This is a genomic window from Undibacterium sp. TC9W, from assembly GCF_049339865.1.
GTDB lineage: Bacteria > Pseudomonadota > Gammaproteobacteria > Burkholderiales > Burkholderiaceae_D > Undibacterium.
In genome coordinates, this window is record NZ_JBMPPJ010000030.1 from 42959 (window position 1) to 69795 (window position 26837).

The following is a 26837-nucleotide window of genomic DNA, read 5'->3' on the forward strand; positions in this document are numbered from 1 at the left end:
GCATGTGCTAAGGTAGATATCCCTACAACGAGCTAAATGAAAATGAGATAAAGATGAACGACTTTGAATTCAGAACCGTCCCCAGCCTGATCAGCCAAACCGGTGCAGCAACGCGCCTGGGCAAAATCATACGCCAGGAATTTCCAGCGATTAGCCATGTACTGCTGGTGACCGATGCCGGTTTCCTGCGTACCGGCCTGGTCCAACCTGCCATTGACAGCCTGGAAACGGAACAACTCAAAGTCAGCATTTTCTCCGATGTGATTGCCGATCCACCAGAGTCCATCGTCTTGCAGGCAGTAGCCAATGCCCGTGACCTGCAAGTCGAACTGGTGGTCGGTCTGGGTGGTGGCAGCTCCATGGACGTGGCCAAACTCATCGCCATCCTGGCTGGCAACGATCAAAGCCTGTCCACCATGTATGGCATAGGTAATGTCAAAGGCAAGCGTTTGCCGCTGATACAAATCCCGACCACGGCTGGTACAGGGTCTGAAGTCACCCCTATCTCCATCGTCACCACCGGTGCCACCACCAAGATGGGTGTGGTCGCGCCACAACTGTATGCCGACATCGCCATCCTCGATGCGCACCTAACGACAGGCTTGCCAGCCAAGGTCACCGCTGCCACCGGCATTGATGCCATGGTGCATGCGATTGAAGCCTACACGACCAAGCACAAAAAGAACCCGCTGTCCGACATGCTGGCGGTACAGGCATTGAAATTACTCTGGAACAACATCGATGAAGCCTGCACCAATGGCGGCAACCTGGCGGCAAGGCAGGCCATGTTGCTGGGTGCTATGCTGGCCGGGCAGTCCTTTGCCAATGCGCCCTGCGCCGCAGTGCATGCGCTGGCCTATCCGGTAGGCGGCATCTTCCATGTGCCACATGGATTGTCGAACTCCCTGGTCTTGCCACACGTGCTGCGTTTCAATGCGAGCCACGCGGCTGAACTGTACGCAGAGCTGGCCGCCATCATCGCACCAGCAGCCACAGGCACGGCAGAGCAGCGTTGCCACGCCATGATCAAGGCCATGGAAGACCTCGCAGTGCGGGTAGGCATAGAAACCCGCCTGAGCCAGGTAGGCATCACAGAGAAAGACCTGGACCAGCTCGCCAGCGACGCCATGTTGCAAACACGTCTGCTGGGTAATAATCCACGTGAAGTAACGAAGGAAGATGCCAGGGCAATTTACGCAGCGGCTTTGTAAGTAGAAGGATAAGTAGTTGAGGACGGCGCATGGAGCGGTAGCTATGCACCGTCCTTGCAAGCCTTGGCACATCACATCTCCCCCGCATCACGCACCTCCTGAGTAGCCTGAAGGACGATTCCAGACATGGTGAACTTTGCGCATGAAGTCTCCGGTAATTCCATACTGCCCATCATCATGGCTTGTGCGGCAACCCGCAATGCCGATGACTTCAGCCTGATCGCCCAGGGGATTTTGCGCGAAGTCTTGCCGCATGAAATGATGGTCTGCGGCATAGGCGGCGTGAGCCCGCAGGGCAACTATGTACATAAGCTGCTGCAGTTCAACTGCCCGGTTGAAACATATCAATACTATCAATCCCTGCTAGACAGCAAAGGCCGGGCCAATAGCCCCCTGATGCAAAAATGGCGCGAAACCCAGGAACCGGTTTTCTTCCAGGCCGGACGTGATGATCATGCAGTTCCTGCTGACTGGCTGGCTTCATTCAGGAAGCAGAAAATGCATAACACCGTCGCCCACGGCATGCTGGACCTGAACGGGCATTTCTCCAGTTATTTCATCTTTACAAATCTACCCTTTGAAGTCAGCCATCAACACGCATATCTGCTGAGCCTGTTGACACCTCATCTGCACCTGGCACTTGCCCATGCCCTGACAAACGTAGAAGAATTTCCCGTCAAGCCAGGTATCAGCAACAAGACCCTCAGTGAACGGCAAAGAGAAATCCTGCACTGGCTGCATGAAGGCAAAACCAACTGGGAAATCGCCACCATCCTCGAGCTCACCGAAGTCAACGTCAAATACCACATAGACCAGATCTTCGCCAAGCTGGATGTACGCAGCCGCGTGCATGCCGTCGCCAAAGCCTATGAACTGGGCTTGCTGTTACCAAACCATAAAAACTGACATACACCTCAACTACTATCTGAATGGATAGTGGTGCTCCTGCCGACTTGCTCCTACCCTGTTTTTTCCCGCGTACCAAAGCGCGGGATTACATAAAAAAACCACTGGAGACAACACCATGCAACATCGCACACTCGTCCGGGTGCTCATTGCCATGAGCCTCAGCTTTATCGCCTGCGTCAGCCAGGCCGCCTGCCTCGACAATGTGGTACTGGTACACGGCAATGCCGGTTCACCGTCGGACTGGAATGCCACCGTCAGCACCCTCAAAAGCCAGGGGTATACCGATGCCCAGTTGTACCGCCCCAACTGGGGTTCCAAGACCAACCCCTCCATCAATGACCATAGTGCCGCCAACACCAATCCCGTCAAAACATCCATGCAGGCAGCCAAGGCTGCATCATGCACTGGCAGGATCGACGTCATCAGTCATTCCATGGGCGTGACGCTGGCGATGAAAGCCATCAATGAGCTGGCCTACTCTACGTCCGTGAATTCCTTCATCGGCATCGCCGGTGCCCAGCATGGGCTGGAGTCTTGCGGCGTTTATCCCTTCAATATCTGGACACCAACCTGCGGCAGTAATGGCCTGTCCATAGACAGCCCGCTGATACTCTCAGTCAAGAACAAGCGCTACGGTAGCAAGATGTATTCGATCAAAAGTTATATCGATGAAGTGGTCTGTTACGGCAGTTGCTATGTGTATGGTTCGCACACCAGCAATATCGATGGCCAGAATGCGACATATGATTTTGCCCTTGGCCATTTTGGTTTGAAGGACTATACGACGAATACCCAGGCCAGCCTGGTATTCCAGTGAATAGTATCCTTGAATGAAACGCATGACTCTTGCTCATTGACTCGCGGCCAATACAGCGCCGCCTGTCAATGGGCAGGCTTTAACCGGATTAAGACCGTGAAAAAATCCCTGTACTTGCTTGCCCTGCCCCTGCTGGTTTTACTGGCTATCGCACTCATGTCACCCGGCCAGAACTCTACGGGTGTATCAAGCACACAAAGTGCAGACCCTGCACAAACTCCGGCAGCAAAACCCGTTAGCAATAGCCTGGCCCAGTTCACCAGCCTGTGGAGCAATGCAGCTAGCCCCGGCAATGAGGCAACAGATACTTTCGACCAGTTATGGGCACGCCTGATCTCGCCTGCGGACCAGAACAGTGCAGGTGACGACACTCAGGACCAGTTAAGAAAACTCATGCAAGAGCAGCCCTACTATCTGAAACGTATCATCAGCTTGTATCAGAAAGAACCATCGCCTCAGATCAGAGAAACCATCAGGAACCTGCTGTCCGGCATACGCAGCCCCGAAGTATTTGCCCTGTCCAGACAACTCGTCAGCAGCACTGAGAGCGAGCAAAGAATCGCAGGCCTGATCATGCTGCGCGACCTGGATATCTACCCGCAAGAAGAGCGTGAATTGATACGCCTGTCACTCAATAATGAACAACAAGCCGCCGTCATCCTGCAGGCACTGACGGCTCTGAAGCCGCCGACGCCGGAAGCAGCGGATATTCCCACAGATAACGGTATCGATATCCAGACCAGGAAAGACATCATCAACCAGTTGCAAAACCTGACGCATAACACTGACCCGGCCGTCAGAAGCCAGAGCGTATTACAACTGGCGCAATGGGATAAAAATGACAGTAGCCTCAGTTACTTTTCTGCCGCATTGAACGATCCGGTAGCCAGTGTGCGCCAGACCGCCATCTTCGCTCTAGCTCAGTCAGGCACAAATGCAGATACTGTGAAACAGTTATTGAACAAACTTATCAACAATGCTGGTGAAACTACGCAGCTTAAAGCCAGCGCACAGCAAGTGATGGACGCGCTGAAAGCAGACAGAGAGAAAATTCCAAGTACTTAAAACCACTCAGATTAAGCTTCATTGCGATTCAAAACTGTGCCTTATGCTCTACAGTTTCTGCATTGAAGCCAGCAGTATCAGGGATAGACATCATGCACAAAACTCAGACCCAGTCCGGCACACCGCAGCATCCATTGTGGGCTCAGTTCCAGCGCATAGTTACGCTTGCCAAAAGAACTGGCTTTCAAATACAAACGTGCCCCCTGTTCTCTCAGCATCAGTAAAAATTGCGTATGTGGCGTCAGCACATCGAATACCTCTGCCACGGCATCTTCCAGCAAATCATCTGTGGAAAGATATTCACCACGCTCAAATGGATCAGCGACCCAATAGCTTTCCCGATAAACACCCTCCAATAATCGGCCTTTAGGTGTACGACGCTGCGTACCAAACATGTTGGCATGCTCAGGTTTCATACCCAGGCGCTTAGTGATAAATGAGGGGTCAATGTTGGGATGCCAGATTTGTAGCGAAAGAAAATAGGAATAATTTTGCAATACAGGCTCTCTTTGAAAATGACTAAAACTCTCATCATTATTACAAAAAAGCGACGAAAAATTCAGAAGTGACAGAACAACGCAAAACTCAAGACTGAACCTATACCTAGCAGAAAAAAGTAGCGCAGATGTGTCTTGATATCGTTCGCGGGAAGATTGCCATTGCCATCGCTTATGACGAACAGCATTCCCCATAAGACATAGAACAGGCACAAAAACGCTTCAACAATGACATTCCCAAAGAAAAAGCCCATGCAGGCAAAGACTGCCGATGTGTAGGGTATCAGCGTCAAATGGGCTTTGTGGGCAAAGCCAAACATCAACAGGCAGATAATGGCTGCATAGGCCGCGCCGGTGAGACCACCAAGCATTGCAAAAGCGATCCTGTCCCACAAGCTGGAATCAGCATCCGGCATGGCGGGTGTACGTGGCGTTTTGGGTTTCATGCAGGCATGGCAAAAAACAAGAATTGTGCAATATTAAACAAATAGCGGACATAAAAAAACCCCGCAAGTTGCGGGGTTCTCTCATAGGAGGCCTAAACAAAGATCAGGCAGACTGTGCAGATCAAAAAGATCAGCCCGCCCTGGCCTTGCCGTTACGTTCAACATATGCCATCAGCTCACCGACAATACCGCGCCTGAAAGCCAGCACGCAGACGATGAAGATCAAGCCCGTAACGATGGTGACGGAGTCACCTATGGTGCGGAACCATTCTATCGTCGTGATGTTCGCCAGCAGGTTGCCAAGGTCGCCGAGTTTGTTTTCCAGCGCGATGATGATGATGGCACCAACTATCGGGCCCACCAGAGTGCCCAAACCGCCCACCAGGGTCATCAGGACAACCAGGCCAGACATGGACCAGTGTACGTCCGTCAGCGTCTCAAAACCCAGTACCAGGGTTTTGGTGGCACCAGCCAGGCCAGCCAGGGCAGCTGACAAGACGAAGGCCATGAGCTTGTAGCGATCTACGTCATAACCGAGTGAGATCGCGCGTGGCTCGTTTTCCTTGACGGCTTTCAAGACCTGGCCAAAAGGCGAATGCACGGTACGCATGACGATGGCAAATCCGGCAATCGCCACCACCAGCACAAAGTAATACAGCGTCAGGTCAGAACTCAGGTCCACCATGCCCAGCAGTTTGCCGCGTGGCACACCTTGCAGACCATCTTCACCACCGGTGAACTTGGCCTGCAGGAAAACGAAGTAGAGCATTTGCGCCAGCGCCAGCGTAATCATGGTGAAGTAAATACCCTGGCGGCGTATTGCCAGCGCCCCCATCACCAGGCCTATCAGGGCGGCTGCTCCTACTCCCAGCAAAATACCCAGCTCAGTCGGCAAACCGGCATCACGCAAGGCCCAGCCTGCGATATAACCGGCGGCGCCAAAAAAGGCAGCATGGCCAAAGGACAGCAAGCCGGTAAAGCCGATAAGCAAATTAAAGGCACAGGCAAACAGGGCGAAGCACAAGAGCTTCATCAGGAACACTGGATAGATAATAAACGGTGCCGCCAGTAACAGGGCAAAAGCAATGCCGTAACTGATTTTCTTATTCATGGTGGCTCCGTTCATTTTTCTTTACCGAACAAACCGGCAGGGCGGATCATCAGGACGATGGCCATGACGATGAACACGACAGTCGCCGACAGCTCAGGATAAAACACCCGCGTCAGGCCTTCGATAATACCCAGGCCCAGACCTGTCAAAATCGAACCAAGGATAGAGCCCATACCACCAATCACCACTACCGCAAACACCGTGATAATCAGGTTGGAACCCATCAAAGGCGACACCTGTATGACAGGTGCTGCCAGCACACCGGCAAAGGCGGCCAATGCTACACCGAAGCCGTAAGTCAGGGTCACCATCAGCGGCACGTTGACACCAAAAGCTTCGACCAGTTTGGGGTTTTCAGTACCGGCACGCAGGTAGGCACCGAGCTTGGTTTTTTCGATGACGAACCAGGTGGCAAAGCACACCACCAGTGAAGCTACCACTACCCATGCACGGTAATTAGGCAGGATCATGAAGCCAAGATTGGTCGCCCCTGTCAGTGCTTCCGGCACCTGATAAGGCTGGCCGGATACGCCATAGATGGAACGGAACACCCCTTCCAGCATCAGCGTGATACCAAAGGTCAGCAGCAGGCCATACAGATGATCGAGCTTGTACAGCCAGCGCAGCATGGTCTTTTCTATGATGATGCCAAACAGCCCTACCAGCAAAGGCGCAGCAAGCAACATGACCCAATAATTGATACCAAAATAATTCATGCCCATCCATGCGAGGAAGGCACCCATCATATACAGGGCACCATGGGCAAAATTGATTACATTGAGCAAGCCAAAAATCACAGCCAGCCCGAGAGACAGCATCGCGTAAAACGAGCCGTTGACCAAGCCCAGCAACAGCTGGCTCAGCATCGCTTGCAGCGGAATACCAAATATTTCCATGGCACGCTAAATAAAAATGGATGGAAAGGCGAAGACCTCTCAACACAGAGGCACGGAGACACAGAGAAAGTCAAAGAGAAAATCAACGTGACTACATTGATCTTCTATTCCAATTTCAAATATCCGTGATTAAGAGGTTCTCGATTCATACAAAACTGAAGCACCTCTTTTACCAAGCGGTGCTTCGTCGTCGATCAACAGCAATTTTGAAATTCAATTATCGGGATGCAGAGCAAGGCGCAAAACACAGCAATACGAAAGTATTGCGAGGCTTTGCAACGCCGCTATGCGCCCGAGAATTGGATTTCAATCATTTCCAGAGGGCGCACTTGGATTCGGATTTCGTCGTAAATGCTTGCTCACCCGGAATAGTCTGCGCCACCTTGTAATAATCCCAAGGTTCTTTCGACTCAGCACTGGTCTTTACCTGCATGAGGTACATGTCATGGATCATGCTGCCATCGCCGCGGATGTAACCGTTTTTCGCGTAGATGTCATTGATCTTGGATGCCTTCAGTTTTTCCATGACCTTGGTCATGTCATCCGTACCGGCGGCCTTGACGGCATTCAGGTAAGTCAGGGTCGCAGAGTAATCAGCTGCTTGCAGGCTGGAAGGCATTTTCTTCATTTTTTCGAAATAGCGGCGTGACCATTTACGCGCTTCTTCATTCTGGTTCCAGTACCAGCTATCAGTCAGGTACATACCTTGCGTGGCATTCAGACCCAGTGAGTGGATGTCATTGATAAACATCAGCAAGCCAGCCAGTTTCATGGTCTTGGTAATGCCAAATTCATTCGCCGCTTTTACGGCATTGATGGTATCGCCACCAGCATTTGCCAGGCCCAGGATTTGCGCCTTGGAAGCCTGTGCCTGCAACAGGAAAGAAGAAAAGTCAGATGCTGACAAAGGATGTTTGACCGAGCCCGCCACCGTACCGCCATTGGCTTTGACAACATTAGCAGTGTCGCTTTCCAGTGAAGCACCAAAGGCATAATCGGCAGTCAGGAAATACCAGCTCTTGCCACCCTGTTTGACAACAGCAGAACCCGTGCCCTTGGCCAGTGCCACGGTGTCGTAGGCATAATGGATGGTATTGGCAGTACATTCTTCATTCGTCAGGCGGGCTGTGCCGGCGCCGATGGAAATGAAGATACGTTTCTTTTCAGCAGCCACTTTGGACATGGACAAAGAAGTACCGGAATTGGTACCGCCTATCAGCATATCGACGCCATCGCGGTCAAACCATTCACGGGCACGGCTGGCTGCAATATCGGCCTTGTTTTGATGGTCGGCTGTGACCAGTTCGATTTTCTTGCCCAGTACTGTGCCGCCAAAATCGGCAATCGCCATCTTGATGGCTTCTGCACCGCCCTGACCATCGATATCAGAATACAGACCGGAAATATCGGTGATGAAACCTATCTTGACCGTGTCACCAGACACTTGCGCATTTGCATTCAGCGCCAGGCCAGCCAGTGCAGCGGAAACAGCGAGACTTGCTACTTTTAATTTCGTGAATGTTGCTTTCATGCGTCTTCTCCAATCATATTTTTATTCAAACCTGCTTCACCAAGACAGCGAGGCAGTTACTTAACCATGCCAACCAAACACACTTACATTACACGCCCAATAATTCATTCAGAACAGGCATTTTTTCCTGCAATTGCGCAGATGCAAAACTCTCCACGATCTGCCCGTGCTCCATGACATAAAACCTGTCCGCCAGCGGAGCAGCAAAGCGGAAATTCTGTTCAACCATGACGATGGTATAACCCTTGGATTTGAGCATCGTGATCATGCGCGCCAAAGCCTGCACGATAACAGGTGCCAGGCCTTCGGAAATTTCATCGAGCAGCAACAAACGCGCACCTGTGCGCAAGATGCGCGCCACTGCCAGCATCTGTTGTTCACCACCAGACAGGCGTGTGCCCTGGCTGTTTTTACGTTCTGCCAGATTGGGGAACATCTCGTAAATCTCGGCAACCGACATACCCTGGTCATCTTTCGATACCGAGGGTGGCAGCATCAGATTTTCTTCTGTGGATAAGGATGAAAATATCCCCCGCTCTTCAGGGCAATAACCTACGCCCAGATGAGCAACCTTATAAGTTGGCAGGTGGATAGCCTCTTGTCCATTGATCTTGATCGAACCTTTGCGTGCACCAGTCAGGCCCATGATGGCGCGCATGGTCGTGGTACGCCCGGCACCGTTACGACCGAGTATGGTCACGACTTCGCCCTGGTTCACTTTCAGGTTCACGTCATGCAGGATATGCGATTCACCATACCAGGCTTGCAGGCCGGTAATTTCCAGTGCCGGATTTGTACTTGTAGCACTCATGCATGCGCCCCTTCCAGCTCGCCGCTGGTACTGCCCATATAGGCTTCCATGACTTTGGGATTGGTGGATACTTCCTTGTACGTGCCTTCAGCCAGCATGGCACCGCGCTGCAAGACCGAGATCTTGTCGCAAATACCTGACACCACATTCATATTATGTTCCACCATGAGGATGGTGCGGCCCGCCGACACCTTCTTGATCAGCTCGGTCACGCGATGCACATCTTCATGGCCCATGCCTTGCGTGGGTTCATCGAGCAACATCATTTCTGGTTCCATCGCCAGGGTGGTGGCTATTTCCAGCGCACGCTTGCGGCCATAGGGCAGATCGACGGTGACCGTGTCAGCGAACGAAGTCAGATCGACTTCGGCCAGCAATTCCATGGCACGTGCATTGAGTTGGTTCAGCGATTGTTCGCTTTTCCAGAAATGAAAGGATGTGCCGAGTTTTCTTTGCAAGCCTATGCGTACGTTTTCCATGACAGTCAGGTGCGGGAACACTGCTGAAATCTGGAATGAACGTATGATGCCCTGGCGCGCAATCTGGGCCGGTTTGGCCGAGGTGATGTCGCGGCCATTGAACAGGATTTGTCCCGAAGTCGGAACAAGAAATTTGGTCAGCAAATTAAAACAGGTCGTCTTGCCGGCACCGTTAGGGCCGATCAGGGCGTGGATATGCCCACGCTGCACCTGCAAATTCACATCGCTTACAGCTGTGAAGCCCTTGAACTCTTTGGTCAAGCGCTTTGTCTCCAGGATGACGTCGGTCATCTCTTCTCCTTATTGTCTGGCTTATGGTTATTACTCCAACGCGACAACACTTCCTTTATTTTTTGGAAGTTTTTTATATTAGCTTTTTATAATACCCAGCAAACCGATTTCTAAACAATACGGTATAACTACCATAAGTAGTACCACGCAAGATTTGGAAGTTTTTATTTTCCCAATATACTCCTTGCCGCCTTCTCTGCAATCATCACAGTAGGTGAGTTGGTATTACCTGAGGTTATAGTCGGCATAATAGAAGCATCAGCCACGCGCAGGCCATTTATGCCTATGACGCGCAAGTTGCTATCGACTACCGCCTGGGCATCGTCTGCACGCCCCATCTTGCAGGTACCTACCGGGTGGAAGATTGTTGTACCTATATCCCCTGCTGCTCTGGCCAGTTCTTCTTCCGTCTGGAACTGTACACCAGGCTTCATTTCCTCTGGCTGGTATTTTTGCAGAGAGGGCGCTGCGATGATCTTGCGCGTCAGCTTCAGCGAGTCGGCAGCGATCTTGCGGTCTTCAGGTGTCGTCAGGTAGTTGGGCACTATCTTCGGTGCTGCTGAAGCATCGTTGCTGGCGATGCGCACATGGCCACGCGAAGTAGGGCGCAAGTTACAGACGCTGGCCGTGAACGCCGGGAAATCATGCAGGGGGTCACCAAATTTCTCCAGCGACAAGGGCTGTACATGGTATTGCAGATTGGGTGTCGCCTGGCTGGCATCCGAGCGGGTAAATGCACCCAGTTGCGATGGTGCCATCGACATAGGGCCACTCTGGAACATCGCATATTCCAGCCCTATGCGTGCCTTGCCTATGAGGCTGTTGGCCATCTTGTTGAGTGTTTTGGCACCGGTAATCTTGAATGCAGAACGTATCTGCAAATGGTCTTGCAAGTTGCTGCCAACGCCAGGCAATTCATGCACAACATCAACTCCAGCCTGTTGCAAATGTGCTGCATCACCTATGCCTGATAATTGCAAAATCTGTGGAGAACCTATCGCTCCTGCGGCCAGCACAGTTTCTTTCATGGACTCGGCAAACCAGCTGCGGCCACCACCTATGAATTCCACGCCTGTGCAACGCTTGCCTTGCTCATCATTCTTGATGACCAGCTTTTGCACCTGGCAACCGGTCATGATGGTCAGATTGCCTCGCTCAGCCGCCGGTTTCAAAAAAGCCTTGGCAGCGTTCCAGCGCACACCGCGTTTCTGGTTCACATCAAAATAGCCGCAGCCTTCATTATTGCCACGGTTAAAGTCATCACTTTTGGGAATACCCACTTCGGCTGCTGCATTGCGGAAAGCATCAAGGATTTCCCATGACAGTCTTTGTTTTTCCACCCGCCATTCGCCGCCCTTGCCATGGAATTCTGCATCACCGCCGTGGTGGTCTTCGCTCTTCTTGAACAGTGGCAAGACATGCTCCCAGCGCCAGCTATCGTCACCTGTCAGCTCTGCCCACTGCTGGTAATCCCTTTCCTGGCCACGCATATAAATCATGCCATTGATGGATGAGCTGCCGCCCAGCACCTTGCCACGTGGATAAATCAGGCTGCGGCCATTCAGGCCCGCTTCTGCCTCGGTACGGAACATCCAGTCTGTGCGCGGATTGTTGATGCAGTATAAATAACCAACGGGGATGTGTATCCACACATAATCATCCTTGCCACCTGCTTCTATCAGCAAAACCCGGTTGTCGGGATTCTTGCTGAGGCGGTTTGCCAGCACACAACCTGCAGTACCGGCACCAACTACGATGTAATCAAACTGTCCTGCTGCTTCCATACCGATTCCTTGTTGTTTATTAAGCCTGCATTTCTGCAATTAATGCAGCCATCAGCTCTGCCACACTCAAATCTCTCACTGCAGCCATGCCCTGCCCGGCCCACATCGACATCAGTTCAGTATTAGCAGCCTTGCCTGCCGCAGCGCGTATGGATCCCGTCAGTGCATTCTGTATCGGGTAAGCAGGCACTTTGTCAGCCACGGCATCCATGGTTTGCATGAAATGATTGTCAAGACCACGTGCAATACGGCCAGAAAAAGCACGGGTCTGGCGTGTCGTATCGCTACTACTGCCCAGCAAACGTTGCTTGTAAGCTGGGTGTATCGCCGATTCTTTTGCCGTCAGGAAGGCCGTACCCATCTGCACCATCTGCGCGCCCGCCTGCAGCATTTGTTTGATCTGTCTGCCATCCATGATGCCGCCAGCGGCAATGATGGGCACCTGCATATGCGGCTTGCAGGTCTCCAGCAAGGCAGACAGGCCCAGGTTCGACTCTTTTTGCGCGCCGATGAAAGTCCCACGGTGACCACCCGCTTCTACCCCTTGCAGGCAGACAGCATCCGCCCCTATGGCTTGCCAGACGATGGCTTCCTGCAAGTTGGTGGCAGTACCCACCACTTTTATTCCCGCGTCATGCAGGCGTTGCAACTGGCTGCCGTGCAGCACATCAAAGGTAAAACTGGCGACCGCAGGGCGGGCTGTGATCAAAGCATCAAGCTGGGCCTCAAAGTCTTCACACCAGCGGGTTGGGGTAGGCAAGTTGTCCCAGCCCAGTTCTGCACATACTGGCTGCAGCAAGAGCTTGGCGGCTTCGAGGGCGGCGAAATCGACTTGTGGGCGAGTTTGTACGAACAGGTTGATGGCGAAGGGTTTGTCCGTCAGTCTTCTGATGTGTTCAGCCTGCTCTATGATGGCGAGCGGAGTCAGTAAGGGAGCTGCCAGTGAGCCCAGGCCGCCTGCATTGGACACTGCGGCCACCAGTTCCGGGGTGGTGGCGCCACCGGCCATGGGGGCCTGGATGATGGGGTGGGGGCAGAGGGTTGGCAAGCCAGACATATTGGGGCTCCAGTCAAAAAGTTTTTTAAGTGAATCGCTAGAAATAAGGAAATCAAACTTTCTTAAATTTTCGTGCTTGTACGCTAACTCATTTACTTACTTCTGTCACTGTATTGCGATTGCAGGTCGGGGGTAGCCCGACAGCTACATTCTTTTCTTGTCTCGCCAAGAAAAGAACGCAAAAGAAGGCGACCGAGGCATCGCTGCCCCCTAAAGGGGGTTCCCTTTGCTGCAAGTCAAAAAATGGGAAATGTCCGAAACTCGCTTCGCTCAAACAGCGGCCATTTCTTTTTCCATTTTCTGCCTCGCATCAAAGGCGTCGACACATCGGAACAGCGAAATTCAAAAACAACGGCAACCCCAAAACACGGGTTAATTGACCATGCTCAACGACATATGCATAACGGTCGCATTGACGTTGGTTTTGCAGTTGTTTTTGATCTTCAACCGCTTGGGACGATGTAATTTGTGCTTCACGGAAAATGGATCAGAAAGCTTCGTTGTTTGAGCGGAGCGAGTTTCGAAGCTTTCCCATTTTTTGTGACGCACAAATTATGCTGGAGCGTAGCGTAAGCACCCGAAGGGCGAGTCTGCGGTCGCCTTTCTTTGAATACTTTCTTTGGCGAAGCAAAGAAAGTATTTCGGTCGCCGGGCCGAGACCCGGCTTGTGTCTACGAAGGGCAATCTCTTTAATAAAGACTCAAGCATGCAACGAACGTCATTGAACTTCAGCAAAAATAACAAATACGTACTTGAAAAGCCCAGTGTTGGGCTGATAAAGCGTAGCCCAACCTACGCGACGACAATATGATTACCGCTTATCGACAACTCGCAGTACCAATTTTCTCCTTGAAGGAGAAGGAGCAACCACGCAGCCGCTACTTCGCCACCGGCATCGTAAACTCCGCCCCTTTATCTATGCTATCCGGCCACCTCTGCATGATGGATTTATAACGCGTATAAAAACGTATCCCCTCTTCACCATAGGCATGCACATCACCAAATAAAGAGCGTTTCCAGCCGCCAAAAGAATGCCAGGCCATAGGCACAGGAATAGGCACGTTGATGCCCACCATGCCGACTTGTATGCGGCGCGAAAATTCGCGCGCGGTATTGCCGTCCGAGGTAAACAAAGACACGCCGTTGCCAAATTCATGGCGGTTGATCAGTTCAACAGCAGAGGCAAAATCAGGGACGCGAACTACGCACAGGACCGGGCCAAAGATTTCTTCGCGGTGTATTTTCATACCCTCTTTGACATGGTCAAACAAACAGCCGCCAAGGAAGAAACCGGACTCATGGCCAGGCACTTTGAGGCCACGGCCATCGACCAGCAGTTGCGCGCCTTCGGCTATGCCTTCAGCGATATAAGACTCAATTTTTGCCTTGTGCTGGGCAGTCACTACCGGGCCCATTTCGGCATCAGACTCCATACCATTTTTGATCTTCAGGGCCTGCACGCGTGGTACTAAAGCCTCGACAAGTTTGTCAGCGACATTGCCAACGGCAACAGCGACCGAGATCGCCATGCAGCGCTCGCCAGCAGAACCATAGGCTGCGCCCATCAGGGCATCAACGGCTTGTTCGAGGTTGGCGTCAGGCATGACGACCAGGTGGTTTTTTGCACCGCCCAAAGCCTGCACGCGCTTGCCCATGCGCGTGCCTTCGCTGTAGATGTATTCAGCAATCGGGGTAGAGCCGACGAAGGAAATCGCCGACACATCTGGGTGCTGCAGTAGTGCATCGACAGCCACTTTATCGCCTTGCACGACATTGAATACACCATCCGGCAAACCGGCTTTTTTGAGCAAGTCAGCTATCAGTAAAGAACAGGAAGGGTCGCGTTCAGATGGCTTCAAAATGAAGGTATTGCCAGTCGCTATCGCCAGCGGTGCCATCCACATGGGCACCATGAAGGGGAAGTTGAAAGGCGTGATGCCAGCCGTCACACCCAGTGGTTGGCGCAGGTTGTAATTGTCTATGCCGCCGCCGATATTGTCCGAAAATTGTGACTTCAGCAGTTGCGGCATGCCGCAGGCAAACTCGACGATTTCTATGCCGCGTGTGACTTCACCCATGGCGTCCGACAAGACCTTGCCATGTTCGCGGGTGATCAGGGTTGCCATTTCCTTGTGATGCTGGTCCAGCAATTCCTTGAATTTGAACATCACACGGGCGCGTTTTAGCGGCGCAGTTTCTGCCCAGGCCGGTGCGGCAGCCTTGGCAGCAGCGATGACAGCGTGCACTTCTTCCAGGCTGGCGAGGGCAACACTGCCTGTCACTTCGCCAGTGGCAGGGTTGAATACATCTTGCTGGCGGCCACTGGCAGAAGCATAAGCCTGACCATTCATATAATGCGCGATTGTGGATGTCATAAGTAAACCTTAGAGGTAATGTGAAGTTTTTTCTGCGGTGGCATAGAGATTAATTCACTCGCTCTGCTAAATCCAATGAGTTATTATCAATAGTAATATAAGGATTGCTGATAATGGACTTGACACAACTACGTGCTTTTGTCGCCGTGGCGAAAGAAGGCAACCTGACACGGGCGGCAGAGCAATTACATGTAACCCAGCCCGCCGTCAGCCTGCAGATCAAGTCCCTGCAAGATACCTTGCAATTAACTTTATTCACACGCAGCGCCGGCGGCATGCGCCTCTCCAACGATGGTGCCAAGCTCCTGCCTTATGCAGAAAAAGTCATTTCCAGCATGAGCGAATTTCGCCAGGCCGCCCATAGCATGCACAGCACCATTTCTGGCGAGCTGGCGATAGGTACCATACTGGACCCGGAGTTCACCCGCCTAGGCATCTTTTTGAAACGCCTGGTCGAGACTTATCCACAGTTATCCACAAAGTTGCAGCAAGGCATGTCCGGTACAGTCTTGCAACAAATCCGTGCCGGTACGCTGGATGTGGGCTTTTACCTGGGCCAGCCACCAGACGATGGCAAAACACCCTGCCACAGCCAGGTGCTGACGCCATTTACTTACCGGGTAGTGGCACCCAAGGGCTGGAAAAACCGCGTTGCTGGCCAGGACTGGGCCAGCCTGGCCAGATTGCCATGGCTGTGGACGCCGGCAGAGTCTGCCCATCACCGGCTACTCAGCCAGATTTTTGCCGGGCTTGGGGTAGCCCCCAACAAGGTCGCCCTGGTAGATCAGGAACCGAGCATGCTGGATCTGGTCAAGTCTGGCGTTGGCCTGAGCCTGATACGGGATGCCATCGCGATACGCGAAGCCCATGCCCATGGCCTGGTGATTGCTGATGCTGTCAGTATCACGACAGAACTGAGTTTCATTTGCCAGGAAAAACGCCAGCATGAAGCCATGATCGCAGCGAGTTTTGCCTTGTTGAAAACGATCTGGGTATAGAAGTTTGCAAGAGTGTATCCCCAGCCGCACACCAGAGCTTAAAACCAGAAAATTTCTGCCTTTATTGGAAATTCAGCGGTATATTCCCACCACTCATCTATTTCGGAAACATCGTTCGTGAAATTCCTGTTATCCAGTTTGCTTGTATCTCTGGCCATCGTTCCTGCCATCAGCCAGGCAGAAACGATCAAACTGCTTATCCAGGAATTTGCGCCTTTCACGCACACCGACATCAAAACCGGTGAAATCCAGGGTGCGCTGACCGAAAAGATCACAGAGATACTCAGGCGTGCTGGCGATAACTACAGTATCAGCAGTACTTCCCTCGCACGCGGTTTGAATTCCACGCTCAATGATGACAATACCTGTCTGTTTGGTTTTCGCCGTACGCCCGACCGGGAGAATTTGTATAAATGGGTAGGCCCGCTGGTCAACGACAATTGGGTGTTATATGGCCGTAAAATGGATCTCCGTATCCTCAAGAATTTTGAAGATGCCAAGCCTTACTCCATAGGCTCTTACAAGAATGCCGCCACAGGCGTGCAACTCAGCGAACAAGGCTACAAAATAGAATTTGCAAGCCAGGATGAAGACAATCCACGCCTGCTGGTGAATGGCAGGCTGAACTACTGGATAGTCTCAGAGTCACATGGCATGTTCATTGCCCAGCAGCAAGGCTATGCCAATGATATTGTGCGTGCCATCAAATGGAAAAGTGTAGAGCTCAATATGTTATGCAATGTCCGCATGGACAAGCAACGCATAGAGCTTTACAACAAAATCAATAAAGAACTGGATAACGACGGCACCATGGAAAAAATCATGCGCAAATACGGGATCAAATAATGGCCAGATCAACCAAGGCCGCCTATGCTGTCAATCGCCTGCGTGAACGCAGCAATAATGCTCCCTATTCCATGGTCAGCCTTGCCGATGGCCGGTTTTCCCTGACCCTGGCCAACCTGGAACAACCAGACGAATTACCCGTCAGCGTCAGCGATGCCATGGAAATCGATGACTTTGTCGTTTACGTTAACAACCTGCATAAACAGGCTCCCAAAAAAGCCAGCAAACTGGATATCGCTTTTGAGAAAAAACTCGCGGCAGCCAAACAGAAATAAAAACCTTCAGAAATAAAAGTTTTGAGAAGTAAAGTCTGATCTATAAGGAAAATTCTATGAAATACCATTGTCTTACCACCCTGCTCGCCACCAGCCTGTTTGCCGGTATCCTATCGACCGTACCAGCCCAGGCACAAGCTGCTGACAACGTGGTCATCAGCAGGCTGACTAAAATCGATGAAAAAGTCGGCAGTGGCAAAGAAGCCCTGCCTGGCAATACCGTGTTTGTCCATTACACAGGCTGGCTGCATGATCCTTTTGCCAGCAGGGAACGTGGCACCAAATTTGACAGTTCCGTAGGCCAGCAGGCCTTCTCCTTCACCATAGGCTCAGGCCGCGTCATCAAAGGCTGGGAACAAGGTGTAGCAGGGATGAAGGTTGGTGGCAAGCGCACCCTGATCATACCGCCAGAGCTGGGCTATGGTGCTGCAGGTGCAGGCAACGGGATGATACCGCCGAACGCCTATCTGATCTTTGATATTGAATTGCTGGAAGTGAAATAATATCTTGTACTCGCAGGAGACTAGCCTTCAGGGCAACTGACTGGCTTTAATTTCCTGCAAGTCTGTCCAGACAGACTCATAAGAATAAATGGCATAAAAGAATACCGAGATCGCCAGCACCGTCGCCAGGGTTCCTGCATAAAACAGCAGGCTAAGGCCGGCAGGAAAAATATACTGGTACCAGCCCAGCAGGCTGGTAGCGACCATGGCAAAAAAAGACAGATTGATCAGGCGGCGGCTTTTACGCATGGTGCCAAAAGCAAAAAACACCAGCACCAGTAAAGTCAAAGAAAAATTAAGTAAACCCGCCACAGAATTGCCTTTCTTGCTTAATATTAAATCAATAATCTACTATATCAAATTCAATCCTGTTTGCCATTGTACTAATGGCTAAAATTGTAACCAGACGTCAACATCAGGCTGAAAATTTTTCATTCTGCATTTTTCTGGCACTCGCACAGGCGGGCCAGATGCACCAGGAATTTTTATGACATATCTGCTTGCACTAGACCAGGGCACTTCTAGCTCGCGCAGCATCATTTTCAACGAAGGCGGTGAATTGATTGCCACTGCCCAGCAGGAATTCCGTCAGATTTTCCCGCAGCCAGGCTGGGTAGAGCATGATGCCCAGGAAATCTGGCAAAGCCAGTTTGCCACCTGCAAGCAAGTCATGAGCAATGCGGCTTTGCAGGCAAAAGACATCGCCGCCATAGGCATTACCAACCAGCGCGAAACCACGGTGCTATGGGACAGGAAAAATGGCCAGCCGCTATACCATGCCATCGTCTGGCAAGACCGCCGGACAGAAGCTTATTGCGATGAATTGCGCCAGCAAGGCTATGCGCCACGCATACAAGCCAAAACTGGCCTGATACTTGACCCCTATTTTTCTGCCACCAAACTCAAGTGGCTGCTCGATCATGTTCCCGACGCGCGCCGCCGTGCAAATGCCGGTGAACTGGCTTTTGGCACCATCGACAGCTGGCTGGCCTGGCAACTCAGTGAAGGCGCACTGCATGTCACCGATGTCAGCAATGCTTCACGCACCATGCTGTACAACATCCACGATAACAAGTGGGATGAAGAATTACTGAGCTGGTTTGACATCCCCAAAAAGCTGCTGCCAGAAGTCTTGCCATCGAGCCACCAGTTTGGCCATAGCAAGCTGCTGGGTGCCGCCATCCCGATTGCCGGCATTGCCGGTGACCAGCAGGCCGCCTTGTTTGGCCAGGCCTGCTTTACCCCGGGTATGGCAAAAAATACCTATGGCACGGGTTGCTTCATGCTCATGCATACCGGTGATCAATGTCCAGATTCGCAAAACGGCCTGATCAGCACAGCAGCCTGCCAGACCGATGCTCATGCCCAATATGCACTGGAGGGTAGTGTCTTCATCGGCGGTGCTGTCGTGCAATGGCTAAGAGATGGTCTGAAAGCCATACAGCATTCGACCGATGTAGAACAACTGGCGTCCACCGTGCCAGATTCTGGTGGCGTGGTGTTTGTCCCTTCCTTCACTGGGCTTGGTGCACCTTACTGGGTACCTTCAGCCAAGGGTGCCATCCTCGGTCTGAGCCGTGGTACGACCGTCGCGCATATCGCCCGCGCCGCGCTGGAATCGATTGCCTTTCAAAGTACCGCCCTGCTGCAAGCCATGGTCAGGGACGCCGTTTTCCCCATCAGGGAATTACGTGTCGATGGCGGCGCAGCAGCGAATAATATGCTGTTGCAATTCCAGGCAGATTTGCTGGGCATACCGGTGATACGCCCCAAAGTCACAGAAACCACGGCCCTGGGTGCAGCTTATCTGGCAGGTTTGGGAACCGGTGTGTACAAAAATGTGGAAGAATGCGCATCGCAGTGGCAAATGGATACGCAATTTACACCAGCCATGAGCCGCGATGAAGCTGCCAATCTGATGCAAAACTGGGAAATCGCCATAGGAAAAGTAAGATAATCCGTGCATGAGATATCCACAGCAAAATATCTGCCATTGACATTACTAACAGGAGAATAAAAATGAAAATTATTAAATGGTCTGCAGGCATACTGATTATTGCGATAGCCCTGATACTGGCGATAGCCTATTCACTGCCCAATGAATACAAGGTCGTGCGCAGTGTGCAAATACATGCTACACCAGCCAAGATCTTCCCTCTGATCGCTACACCCAAGGAGTGGAAAAATTGGTCAGTTTGGAACCAGCGTGACCCAAACATGAAGATGGAATTTTCTGGCCCCGAATCAGGCACGAATGCCGCCTGGGAATGGAAAAGCGCATCCCAAGGCAATGGCGGCATGAAACTCAGCCACGCCAGTCCCTTCCGTGAAATTGATTATGAACTGCACTTTGAAGGCGTGGGCAAACCATCGACAGGCAGTTTCTTGCTGGAAGCCCAGCCTGATGGCACCAAAATCACCTGGACCATGCTGGGTACTACAGAAGGCAATTTGATGATGAAGCTATTTGCCCCATTTATGGATAAAATGGTGGGTCCCGATTTTGAAGCTGGCTTAAGTAATCTGAAAAAGTTCGCCGAGAAAAATTAAAGCCCACCGTAGCTAAAACTACATCGCATTTCGACTGATTGCATCAATGAAACTCAAGTATGTCCTGATCCTGGCTTTGCTAATGCTGACGGCATTGCCAGCTTTCCCGGTTTTTGCTGCCGCAGCTGGCAATACTTCGGCCCCGGCCAAAGCAGCGCCAGGTACGCAGGCGGTATTCGTCGTTGCACCAGAAGATTTGCCTAAGCAAAATACTGGTGTACAGATAGATACACCCAAGCAAGCCGCCAGTGAGAAAAGCAATAAACCTGATGTACCTATCCTGGTATGGTCAGGCCCGGTTCCCCTGGCAGGTGGCCTGTGGATACTGGTCGCCTCCATGCCAGTATTGGCCTCCCTGTATTTTGCTTATCAGTTACTCATGTTCATCAAAGCCAGACGGCGGCGTTTATCCACAGAGCGGGGTAGTTGAATCGTTTCCTTATCGATAAATCTGTTGATTTTGTGAAAAAGCATGGTCCTTCCGGGTTCATGCTTTTATTTGTGTTTTTTTAAACGGTTTTCACATAATCTTCATCAATCTGTCACCAGCCTGTCACCTCTGCATCCTAAAGTCTTCCTTATCCAAAACATAAGCGGAGACCAGCATGTCCAGCAAAGCCTTGATAGACAGTGCCGTTTTCAATTCCACCACGTCTGGCCGCAAGGGCCTGGCAGACAAATTGTTTGCCCACTGGTTCAGCCGCCTCGTATATGCCCAGATCTGGGAAGATCCCCAAGCTGACCTGAATGCCCTGCAACTGAAACCAGGCGCGAATATCCTGACCATCTCTTCCGGTGGCTGCAATGCCCTGGCTTATCTGTCCGCTGAACCGGCTGCCGTCCATGCCGTGGATTTGAATGCAGCCCACCTGGCCATGCTCAATATCAAGCAAACTGCCATCAGGCACTTGCCGGACTATGATGCAGTGCTGGCATTTCTGGGCAATGCCGACAAGCCTGATAACCTGAAGCGCTACAAGCGTCATATACGCAGTCAATTGTCAGACGATGCCAGCAACTTCTGGGAAAGTCGCTCTTTGTCAGGCAAACCGCGCTACCATTATTTTACCAACCAGGCTTATCAGCATGGCTTGCTAGGCAACTTCATCGGCTTTGCGCATTTCTTTGTGCGCATGATGGGCGGTGACATGAGCAAACTCATGCAGGCTAACAACCTGCAGGAACAGGCACAAATGTTCGAACAATATGTCGCTCCGGTATTTGAGACGCGCTTGTTCCGTCTGATTGCCAGCCAGCCGCTGGCCCTGTATAGCCTGGGTATACCGCCGTCTCAATTTGCTGAACTGAAGCACGAAGCCAAAAACGGCCTGCATCTCTTGTTCAAGGAAAGAATGCGTCACCTGGCCTGTGATTTCCCTCTGGCGGAAAACTGTTTTGCCCAACAAGCATTTGGCCGCCGTTATGACACCAAAAAACAGGCAGCCCTGCCCATGTATCTGCAACAAGAACATTTCCATACCCTGCGCCGCAATATAGACAGGCTGCATCCGCATCATCAAACCCTTACTGATTTTTTGCTTGGCCAGCCACGTGCATCCATGGACGCTTATCTCTTTCTTGATGCGCAAGACTGGATGGATCAACAACAATTGACCGGACTCTGGCAAGAAGTAACGCGTACTGCAGCACCTGGAGCCAAGGTAGTATTCCGCACCGGTGGCAGTGAGTCACCGCTGGAAGCCAAGTTACCAGCAGATATACTGGCCACCTGGCATACCGATGTTGACCATAACCGTGCCCTGTATGCGACTGACCGCTCTGCCATCTATGGCGGCATGCACCTATATACCAAGATGTAATCGCCAAATTGCATACCTCTTTACCGCCACGCGTGGTGGCAGATGCCCTGTGGCTGCTGACAGCGCGTTCACGCGGTGGCCAGCACTGGCTGCACAATGCCACTTGCGATATCCAGGCCATAGAAATTGCCGGACAAAGCCAGCCCGTGAGTTTGCTGGACAACAGCAATTGGCAAGAAAGCTATGTCGCCAGCCCACGCTCAACCTGGTTGCGTTATCCACGCCAGGAGATGCTGCGCGGAGCAAGTCCTGCAAAGGCACAAGCGATCAAACTACTCAGTTGCCCCATCCTTGGCCCGCTTTCTGCCCTGTTCAACGCCAGTAAACTGGACCAGGCAGCGATTATTGCCAATCACCTGGTTTCCACCAATTTGTACGCAGACTGGTCGGCAGATGACATCAATCAAACTACCGACAAGCTAATAAGCACTTATTCACAGCGCCCGCTGATGATGCGCAATATCTGTCCACAGGTGAACCCCGAACTGGCAGCCAGCCTGCTCGCTACCGGATGGCAATTATTACCCAGCCGCATGATCTATCTGTGCGACCCACAACAAGCCAGCGTCTGGAAACACAATCATGTGAAACAGGATGCCCGCCTGCTCGACCATCCTGAAGTAGAAGTGCTGACACATGAACAACTGCAAATGCAAGACATTGCAGCATTGCAACAGCTCTACCGCCAGCTCTTCATCGATAAACACTCTTATCTTAATCCCGACTTCACAGCCGCCTTCTTTGAGCTTTGTCTGGAAACCCAGTTCCTGGAAATGCATGCCCTGCGCTGGCGAGGCCGTCTGGTCGGTGTGCTTGGTATTTATGCACATCATGAGAATGGCTGGCTGACCACACCCCTGATAGGTTATGACACCAGCCTGCCCAAAGAACTGGGTTTATACCGGCGATTGATGGCTTTATTACTCAAAACAGCCAGAGACAAGAAGCTGAAACTGCATTACAGCTCAGGCGCCAGCCAGTTCAAACGTGCACGCGGTGGCATTCCCCAACTGGAATATACCGCCATCCAAAACCGCCACTTATCCACAACTGCAGTACAAAGTACTGCGCTTTTTGCCCGCTTACTCAAGACTTTTGCGCCAGCAATCCTAAAAAAAGCGGACGGGATTTAAATAAAAAATATAAAAACAGCTATGTTTTTCCTGTGGATAAGCCTATGCATATCCACAGGACGAACTGTGCAAAACCACCAAAAGTCTGACTGAGGTTTTTCTTATCCCAAAACCGTCCTTTTTTCATACAAGACTTATCAGTACATCTATACATGAACTAAGTGCTTGTTTCTGTGGACAAATTAAGACTTATCCACAAAAAATCGCGACGTTAACTACTATTACTATGTATATATAAACTAATTATTTAATTAAACCCTTTTCGGAAAACCCTGGAAACTTTTCCTGAAAGACCTGGTTTTGATGCAAATAAAAAACGCCTGATTAAAAAATTTGAAATTTGATATTCACAATTAGATCTTTCAAAAAAAGCACCTGGTCAGCATCAAACTCTTTTCATAAAAAAACGGGCTTCCCAAAAATAGGACATCACATTTTTTTAATTGAAGAGAAATGCAAGTTTTGAAAACTGCATTGCGTCAAAAAACTCAGTTCATGACTTTGCAAGAGATCATCGACTTCCTTTTTTCCTGAAATACTTCCCTGCAGCGCTATAAATCAGTTTTTTTCTGAAAATTCACGTTGAAAAACAACATTTTTTAAAAAATCTTTGTGGATAAGTCAGCTGATATCCACTGCATCTATTGTGTGTAACTCCAAATTCATTGATCTGCAGGTTTACTGTTCAGATTTTGTCCTGTGGATATACAGACTTTTATCACCGCCTTATCATTTGCCTAAACTCTTGATCCTGTGGATGTTTACCGACTTATCCACAGCAAAATGCCTGCGTTAACAACTACTACTATTTTTATATAAAGTTATTCAAGTTAAAGGTATCCACAGCTCAAAAAACGCAAAAAAACAAAAGCAAAAAACTGTCGTAGAATCCGTTACTCATTCAATCCTCAGGGACAAAACACCATGAAACTATGGTCAGGCTTACTATTTTCAGCCGTGCTGGCTTGCTCTGCTGCACATGCAGAAAAACCAACTGAAGCCTCCGTCAAGGAATTGCTGGTATTGACGAATAGTCAGCAAATCCTGAAAAGTACAGAGGCGCAGATGGATGCCGTCATGAAAAACATGATGAAAGCTGTCCTGAAAGACCAGACTATCAATGCTGACCAGCAAAAAATCCTGGATAAGTTCCGGGATAAAGTCATAGATTTTCACAAGGCAGAAATGACTTGGGACAAACTCGAACCCATTTTTATTGAAATCTATTCAAATTCCCTAACTCAGGAAGAAGTCGATGGGATAGCTGTTTTCTACAGATCCCCAGCAGGTAAAGCTTATGTCAGCAAAATTCCAGTCATCGTTCAGCAAAGCATGGGAGCAATGCAAAAAGTGGTCACTCCCATGATGGACAAAATGTTGGAAGCGTCCAAAAAAATGGCAGATGAATTACGTGAGCTGGAAAAAAATAAATAAATTGACTAAAATTTTTTTAAGTTTTAGATAAAAATAAGAGAAATTAACGGATTTTAGTAATTTTTATGAAATGTCTCCTGCTTACAGAAATAAAACAGCACGAGCAAGGGCGTAATGACTGACACCAAGCATTTCATTTTTTTGGGTATGGGTACGCTTGGGGACATCTTCCCTTTTCTGAGTCTGGCTACTGAAATGCAGAGACGCGGACACAGAGTCACCATGCTTTTGTCGCCGGTACATGCCAGGCATGCAGAAATGGCCGGGATTGCCTATGAAGTACTGGGCAGGCAAGAAGACTATGACGCTGCCTTGCGTAATCCGGATATGTGGAATACACGGACAGGCATGGCCGTGGTACTTGCCTCATGCAAATGCGTATTTACAGAAATACCTGATTACTTTGCTAACCTGCCACCCGATCAGGATTGCGTATTGATCAGCCACCCTCTGGGTCTGGCAGCAGCAGATCTGGTGCGCAGCTTCCGTCCGGATATTCCCATCGTCGCGGCTTATCTGGCGCCATCCAATTTAAGAACGGTGCATGATCCCCTGGTCATGGGGGATTTATTCATACCGCGCTGGTTGCCGGTGTGGATGCGTCACTGGCTCTGGACTTATGCAGATAAAAATTTCATTGATCCGGTAGCTGTACCTATGATCAATCAGGCCAGACTGACCAGAAATCTGCCACCAATTACCAGCCTCGCACCGTATATGTATGCAGTACCAGACCTGAGTATCAGTTTTTTCCCAGAATGGTTTGCCGCAGTACAGCCAGACTGGCCAGCAGCAATAGTCATGGGAAAATTCCAGCTCTATGACAGCAGCCCGGCTGCAGACTTATCCACAGAGCTAGAAGAATTTCTGGCCTCAGGACTTGCACCTGTCATTTTTACCCCAGGTTCAGGGAATATACAGGCCAGTCATTATTTTGAATGTGCGCAGCAGGCAGTGCAAAAACTGGGTTTGCGGGCGATATTCCTGAGTACTCACCGTGAGCAGATCGCCTCTGCTCTACCGGCTGACATACTCTGGCAAAGTTATTTGCCATTGCGCGGTATATTGCCACGTGCATCAGCCCTGATACACCATGGGGGCATAGGTACGACAGCAGAAGCGCTAAGAGCGGGCATACCGCAATTGCTGACGCCACTGGCTTTTGACCAGTTCGACAATGCTGCGCGTGTAAAAAATCTGGGTGCAGGTGATTTTCTACGCATGTCACGCCTGACTGCTGGAAAATTGGCGCACAGCCTGTCACAACTGCTGGGCTCTGCGTCAATCAAAACCAATTGCACAATCCTTGCACAGAAATTCAATCAAACTGGTCATGCAGAATCTTTATGTGATGCGATTGAAGCGGTAGAATTAAAACAGAAACTATAAATTCCGGCTCCAGGCACAGTTTCCAAATAGCGTTAAATTTAAGTAGCCAAACTTATCCACAGCTTATTATTGTCTATAGGTTTTCTTATGCACGATTTCAAGTGGTCAGATACAGAAAAGAAAGTCGCACGGGCGGCGTATGACAACGCATTGCAAAAGGAATTGACAGCGATCGTGGCAAGATTTAAAGAACTTGCCAATGCTGTCAACTCTCCGGATAAGTTATGGGAAATAGAAGCCTATCTACAGAAAGCCAGAAAGAGAATAGATGCAAAATATGACTATCGTTATTCACGATTACCATTATTGCTGGCCCAACTCGTTTTTCAAAACCTGGTCAAACGTGAAGACTTACAAAAACTGTCGCAAGACAAGCTGGAAATCATAGACAGCCTGTTAGAGAAAGATAGAAATTATTTTTATGAAAGCGATGAATAATCGATAAAAATTTAATTTCCGGTTACACAAGCCAGCATCTCTGCAGAGCCTGTAAAAAAATCTGTGTAAGTTCTCCCGGAACTATTGGTGAGCGTTGATGCGCTCCCCAAATTCTATATCAAAGCGATTCAATGCCTGTCGCCAGTGTTGTATAGGCATGGTCCATTTCTT

At 50.5% G+C, this 26837-nt stretch carries 27 protein-coding genes; 16 read left to right on the forward strand and 11 right to left on the reverse strand.

The window, feature by feature from the left end; genetic code table 11:
* The first annotated feature begins 53 nt into the window (after window positions 1-53).
* The 4 genes from ACO0LN_RS27165 to ACO0LN_RS27180 all read left to right on the forward strand — a co-directional run bounded on the left by ACO0LN_RS27165 (window position 54) and on the right by ACO0LN_RS27180 (window position 4002).
* Complete coding sequence (locus ACO0LN_RS27165; protein ID WP_422979335.1) at window positions 54-1211, forward strand: iron-containing alcohol dehydrogenase; 1158 nt, start codon at window positions 54-56, stop codon at window positions 1209-1211.
* Between the two features lie 126 nt (window positions 1212-1337).
* Window positions 1338-2117: an XrtB/PEP-CTERM-associated transcriptional regulator EpsA gene (gene epsA, locus ACO0LN_RS27170; protein WP_422979337.1), complete on the forward strand. Its 780-nt coding sequence runs from the start codon at window positions 1338-1340 to the stop codon at window positions 2115-2117.
* 118 nt (window positions 2118-2235) lie between these two features.
* Window positions 2236-2937, forward strand: coding sequence for a hypothetical protein (locus ACO0LN_RS27175; protein ID WP_422979339.1), 702 nt, complete (start codon window positions 2236-2238; stop codon window positions 2935-2937).
* A gap of 96 nt (window positions 2938-3033) precedes the next feature.
* The gene (locus ACO0LN_RS27180; protein ID WP_422979341.1) at window positions 3034-4002 is read left to right on the forward strand and encodes a HEAT repeat domain-containing protein; all 969 of its coding nucleotides are present in this window, start codon (window positions 3034-3036) and stop codon (window positions 4000-4002) included.
* 77 nt (window positions 4003-4079) lie between these two features.
* Here ACO0LN_RS27180 and ACO0LN_RS27185 read toward each other — a convergent pair whose 3' ends face one another.
* The 10 genes from ACO0LN_RS27185 to ACO0LN_RS27230 form a co-directional block, all read right to left on the reverse strand.
* Complete coding sequence (locus ACO0LN_RS27185; RefSeq protein WP_422979343.1) at window positions 4080-4499, reverse strand: DUF4279 domain-containing protein; 420 nt, start codon at window positions 4497-4499, stop codon at window positions 4080-4082.
* 62 nt (window positions 4500-4561) lie between these two features.
* Entirely contained in the window at window positions 4562-4945 is a 384-nt protein-coding gene (locus ACO0LN_RS27190) for a hypothetical protein (RefSeq protein WP_422979344.1), read from the reverse strand.
* Between the two features lie 130 nt (window positions 4946-5075).
* Window positions 5076-6056, reverse strand: a complete 981-nt coding sequence (locus ACO0LN_RS27195) for a branched-chain amino acid ABC transporter permease (protein ID WP_422951690.1) — start codon at window positions 6054-6056, stop codon at window positions 5076-5078.
* 11 nt (window positions 6057-6067) lie between these two features.
* A complete protein-coding gene (locus ACO0LN_RS27200) occupies window positions 6068-6952 on the reverse strand; it encodes a branched-chain amino acid ABC transporter permease (protein ID WP_162061402.1) in 885 nt (294 codons plus the stop codon).
* Between the two features lie 310 nt (window positions 6953-7262).
* Window positions 7263-8483, reverse strand: a complete 1221-nt coding sequence (locus ACO0LN_RS27205; RefSeq protein WP_422979347.1) for an ABC transporter substrate-binding protein — start codon at window positions 8481-8483, stop codon at window positions 7263-7265.
* An 88-nt stretch (window positions 8484-8571) separates the two neighbouring features.
* Entirely contained in the window at window positions 8572-9294 is a 723-nt protein-coding gene (locus tag ACO0LN_RS27210) for an ABC transporter ATP-binding protein (RefSeq protein WP_422979349.1), read from the reverse strand.
* Window positions 9291-10064 (reverse strand): ABC transporter ATP-binding protein, encoded by a 774-nt coding sequence (locus ACO0LN_RS27215; protein WP_110254387.1) that lies wholly within the window; start codon window positions 10062-10064, stop codon window positions 9291-9293. The genes ACO0LN_RS27210 and ACO0LN_RS27215 overlap by 4 nt, the downstream gene beginning before the upstream one ends.
* 164 nt (window positions 10065-10228) lie before the next feature.
* Entirely contained in the window at window positions 10229-11848 is a 1620-nt protein-coding gene (locus tag ACO0LN_RS27220; RefSeq protein WP_422979351.1) for a GMC family oxidoreductase, read from the reverse strand.
* Window positions 11849-11867: 19 nt separating this feature from the next.
* Window positions 11868-12905 (reverse strand): NAD(P)H-dependent flavin oxidoreductase, encoded by a 1038-nt coding sequence (locus ACO0LN_RS27225; protein WP_422979353.1) that lies wholly within the window; start codon window positions 12903-12905, stop codon window positions 11868-11870.
* An 878-nt stretch (window positions 12906-13783) separates the two neighbouring features.
* Complete coding sequence (locus tag ACO0LN_RS27230) at window positions 13784-15280, reverse strand: CoA-acylating methylmalonate-semialdehyde dehydrogenase (RefSeq protein WP_422979355.1); 1497 nt, start codon at window positions 15278-15280, stop codon at window positions 13784-13786.
* A gap of 113 nt (window positions 15281-15393) precedes the next feature.
* On the opposite strand from ACO0LN_RS27230, the gene ACO0LN_RS27235 reads away from it, so the two are divergent.
* From ACO0LN_RS27235 to ACO0LN_RS27250, 4 genes are all read left to right on the forward strand, one after another.
* Entirely contained in the window at window positions 15394-16278 is an 885-nt protein-coding gene (locus tag ACO0LN_RS27235) for a LysR family transcriptional regulator (RefSeq protein WP_422979357.1), read from the forward strand.
* Between the two features lie 117 nt (window positions 16279-16395).
* Complete coding sequence (locus tag ACO0LN_RS27240; RefSeq protein WP_422979359.1) at window positions 16396-17124, forward strand: substrate-binding periplasmic protein; 729 nt, start codon at window positions 16396-16398, stop codon at window positions 17122-17124.
* Window positions 17124-17399, forward strand: coding sequence for a hypothetical protein (locus tag ACO0LN_RS27245; protein WP_422979361.1), 276 nt, complete (start codon window positions 17124-17126; stop codon window positions 17397-17399). Before ACO0LN_RS27240 ends, ACO0LN_RS27245 begins: the two co-directional genes overlap by 1 nt.
* A 56-nt stretch (window positions 17400-17455) precedes the next feature.
* A complete protein-coding gene (locus tag ACO0LN_RS27250) occupies window positions 17456-17902 on the forward strand; it encodes an FKBP-type peptidyl-prolyl cis-trans isomerase (RefSeq protein WP_422979363.1) in 447 nt (148 codons plus the stop codon).
* 27 nt (window positions 17903-17929) lie between these two features.
* On the opposite strand, the gene ACO0LN_RS27255 is transcribed toward ACO0LN_RS27250, so the two are convergent.
* A complete protein-coding gene (locus ACO0LN_RS27255; RefSeq protein ID WP_422979365.1) occupies window positions 17930-18214 on the reverse strand; it encodes a hypothetical protein in 285 nt (94 codons plus the stop codon).
* A gap of 175 nt (window positions 18215-18389) precedes the next feature.
* Between ACO0LN_RS27255 and glpK the strand changes: the two genes are divergently transcribed.
* From glpK to ACO0LN_RS27295, 8 genes are all read left to right on the forward strand, one after another.
* On the forward strand, window positions 18390-19859 hold the full coding sequence (gene glpK, locus ACO0LN_RS27260; protein ID WP_422979367.1) for a glycerol kinase GlpK: 1470 nt from the start codon (window positions 18390-18392) through the stop codon (window positions 19857-19859).
* A gap of 62 nt (window positions 19860-19921) precedes the next feature.
* Window positions 19922-20452, forward strand: a complete 531-nt coding sequence (locus ACO0LN_RS27265; protein ID WP_422979369.1) for an SRPBCC family protein — start codon at window positions 19922-19924, stop codon at window positions 20450-20452.
* Between the two features lie 46 nt (window positions 20453-20498).
* Entirely contained in the window at window positions 20499-20882 is a 384-nt protein-coding gene (locus ACO0LN_RS27270; protein WP_422979371.1) for a hypothetical protein, read from the forward strand.
* Between the two features lie 175 nt (window positions 20883-21057).
* Complete coding sequence (locus ACO0LN_RS27275; RefSeq protein ID WP_422979373.1) at window positions 21058-22272, forward strand: DUF3419 family protein; 1215 nt, start codon at window positions 21058-21060, stop codon at window positions 22270-22272.
* An 8-nt stretch (window positions 22273-22280) separates the two neighbouring features.
* A complete protein-coding gene (locus ACO0LN_RS27280; RefSeq protein WP_422979375.1) occupies window positions 22281-23405 on the forward strand; it encodes a GNAT family N-acetyltransferase in 1125 nt (374 codons plus the stop codon).
* A 924-nt stretch (window positions 23406-24329) separates the two neighbouring features.
* A complete protein-coding gene (locus ACO0LN_RS27285) occupies window positions 24330-24839 on the forward strand; it encodes a DUF2059 domain-containing protein (protein ID WP_422979377.1) in 510 nt (169 codons plus the stop codon).
* A gap of 114 nt (window positions 24840-24953) precedes the next feature.
* Window positions 24954-26228, forward strand: a complete 1275-nt coding sequence (locus ACO0LN_RS27290; protein WP_422979379.1) for a glycosyltransferase — start codon at window positions 24954-24956, stop codon at window positions 26226-26228.
* An 87-nt stretch (window positions 26229-26315) separates the two neighbouring features.
* Window positions 26316-26666, forward strand: coding sequence for a hypothetical protein (locus ACO0LN_RS27295; protein ID WP_422979381.1), 351 nt, complete (start codon window positions 26316-26318; stop codon window positions 26664-26666).
* Window positions 26667-26837 lie beyond the last annotated feature (171 nt).

What these genes read in the sequence shown, in the direction of transcription:
- ACO0LN_RS27165 (WP_422979335.1), top strand. Translation starts at nt 54, where the DNA reads ATGAACGACTTTGAATTCAGAACCGTCCCCAGCCTGATCAGCCAAACC.
- ACO0LN_RS27245 (WP_422979361.1), top strand. Translation starts at nt 17,124, where the DNA reads ATGGCCAGATCAACCAAGGCCGCCTATGCTGTCAATCGCCTGCGTGAA.
- ACO0LN_RS27290 (WP_422979379.1), top strand. Translation starts at nt 24,954, where the DNA reads ATGACTGACACCAAGCATTTCATTTTTTTGGGTATGGGTACGCTTGGG.
- glpK (WP_422979367.1), top strand. Translation starts at nt 18,390, where the DNA reads ATGACATATCTGCTTGCACTAGACCAGGGCACTTCTAGCTCGCGCAGC.
- ACO0LN_RS27215 (WP_110254387.1), bottom strand. Translation starts at nt 10,064, where the DNA reads ATGACCGACGTCATCCTGGAGACAAAGCGCTTGACCAAAGAGTTCAAG.
- ACO0LN_RS27175 (WP_422979339.1), top strand. Translation starts at nt 2,236, where the DNA reads ATGCAACATCGCACACTCGTCCGGGTGCTCATTGCCATGAGCCTCAGC.
- ACO0LN_RS27220 (WP_422979351.1), bottom strand. Translation starts at nt 11,848, where the DNA reads ATGGAAGCAGCAGGACAGTTTGATTACATCGTAGTTGGTGCCGGTACT.
- ACO0LN_RS27195 (WP_422951690.1), bottom strand. Translation starts at nt 6,056, where the DNA reads ATGAATAAGAAAATCAGTTACGGCATTGCTTTTGCCCTGTTACTGGCG.
- epsA (WP_422979337.1), top strand. Translation starts at nt 1,338, where the DNA reads ATGGTGAACTTTGCGCATGAAGTCTCCGGTAATTCCATACTGCCCATC.
- ACO0LN_RS27285 (WP_422979377.1), top strand. Translation starts at nt 24,330, where the DNA reads ATGAAACTATGGTCAGGCTTACTATTTTCAGCCGTGCTGGCTTGCTCT.
- ACO0LN_RS27265 (WP_422979369.1), top strand. Translation starts at nt 19,922, where the DNA reads ATGAAAATTATTAAATGGTCTGCAGGCATACTGATTATTGCGATAGCC.
- ACO0LN_RS27235 (WP_422979357.1), top strand. Translation starts at nt 15,394, where the DNA reads ATGGACTTGACACAACTACGTGCTTTTGTCGCCGTGGCGAAAGAAGGC.
- ACO0LN_RS27190 (WP_422979344.1), bottom strand. Translation starts at nt 4,945, where the DNA reads ATGAAACCCAAAACGCCACGTACACCCGCCATGCCGGATGCTGATTCC.
- ACO0LN_RS27230 (WP_422979355.1), bottom strand. Translation starts at nt 15,280, where the DNA reads ATGACATCCACAATCGCGCATTATATGAATGGTCAGGCTTATGCTTCT.
- ACO0LN_RS27295 (WP_422979381.1), top strand. Translation starts at nt 26,316, where the DNA reads ATGCACGATTTCAAGTGGTCAGATACAGAAAAGAAAGTCGCACGGGCG.
- ACO0LN_RS27210 (WP_422979349.1), bottom strand. Translation starts at nt 9,294, where the DNA reads ATGAGTGCTACAAGTACAAATCCGGCACTGGAAATTACCGGCCTGCAA.
- ACO0LN_RS27275 (WP_422979373.1), top strand. Translation starts at nt 21,058, where the DNA reads ATGTCCAGCAAAGCCTTGATAGACAGTGCCGTTTTCAATTCCACCACG.
- ACO0LN_RS27250 (WP_422979363.1), top strand. Translation starts at nt 17,456, where the DNA reads ATGAAATACCATTGTCTTACCACCCTGCTCGCCACCAGCCTGTTTGCC.
- ACO0LN_RS27200 (WP_162061402.1), bottom strand. Translation starts at nt 6,952, where the DNA reads ATGGAAATATTTGGTATTCCGCTGCAAGCGATGCTGAGCCAGCTGTTG.
- ACO0LN_RS27205 (WP_422979347.1), bottom strand. Translation starts at nt 8,483, where the DNA reads ATGAAAGCAACATTCACGAAATTAAAAGTAGCAAGTCTCGCTGTTTCC.
- ACO0LN_RS27225 (WP_422979353.1), bottom strand. Translation starts at nt 12,905, where the DNA reads ATGTCTGGCTTGCCAACCCTCTGCCCCCACCCCATCATCCAGGCCCCC.
- ACO0LN_RS27270 (WP_422979371.1), top strand. Translation starts at nt 20,499, where the DNA reads ATGAAACTCAAGTATGTCCTGATCCTGGCTTTGCTAATGCTGACGGCA.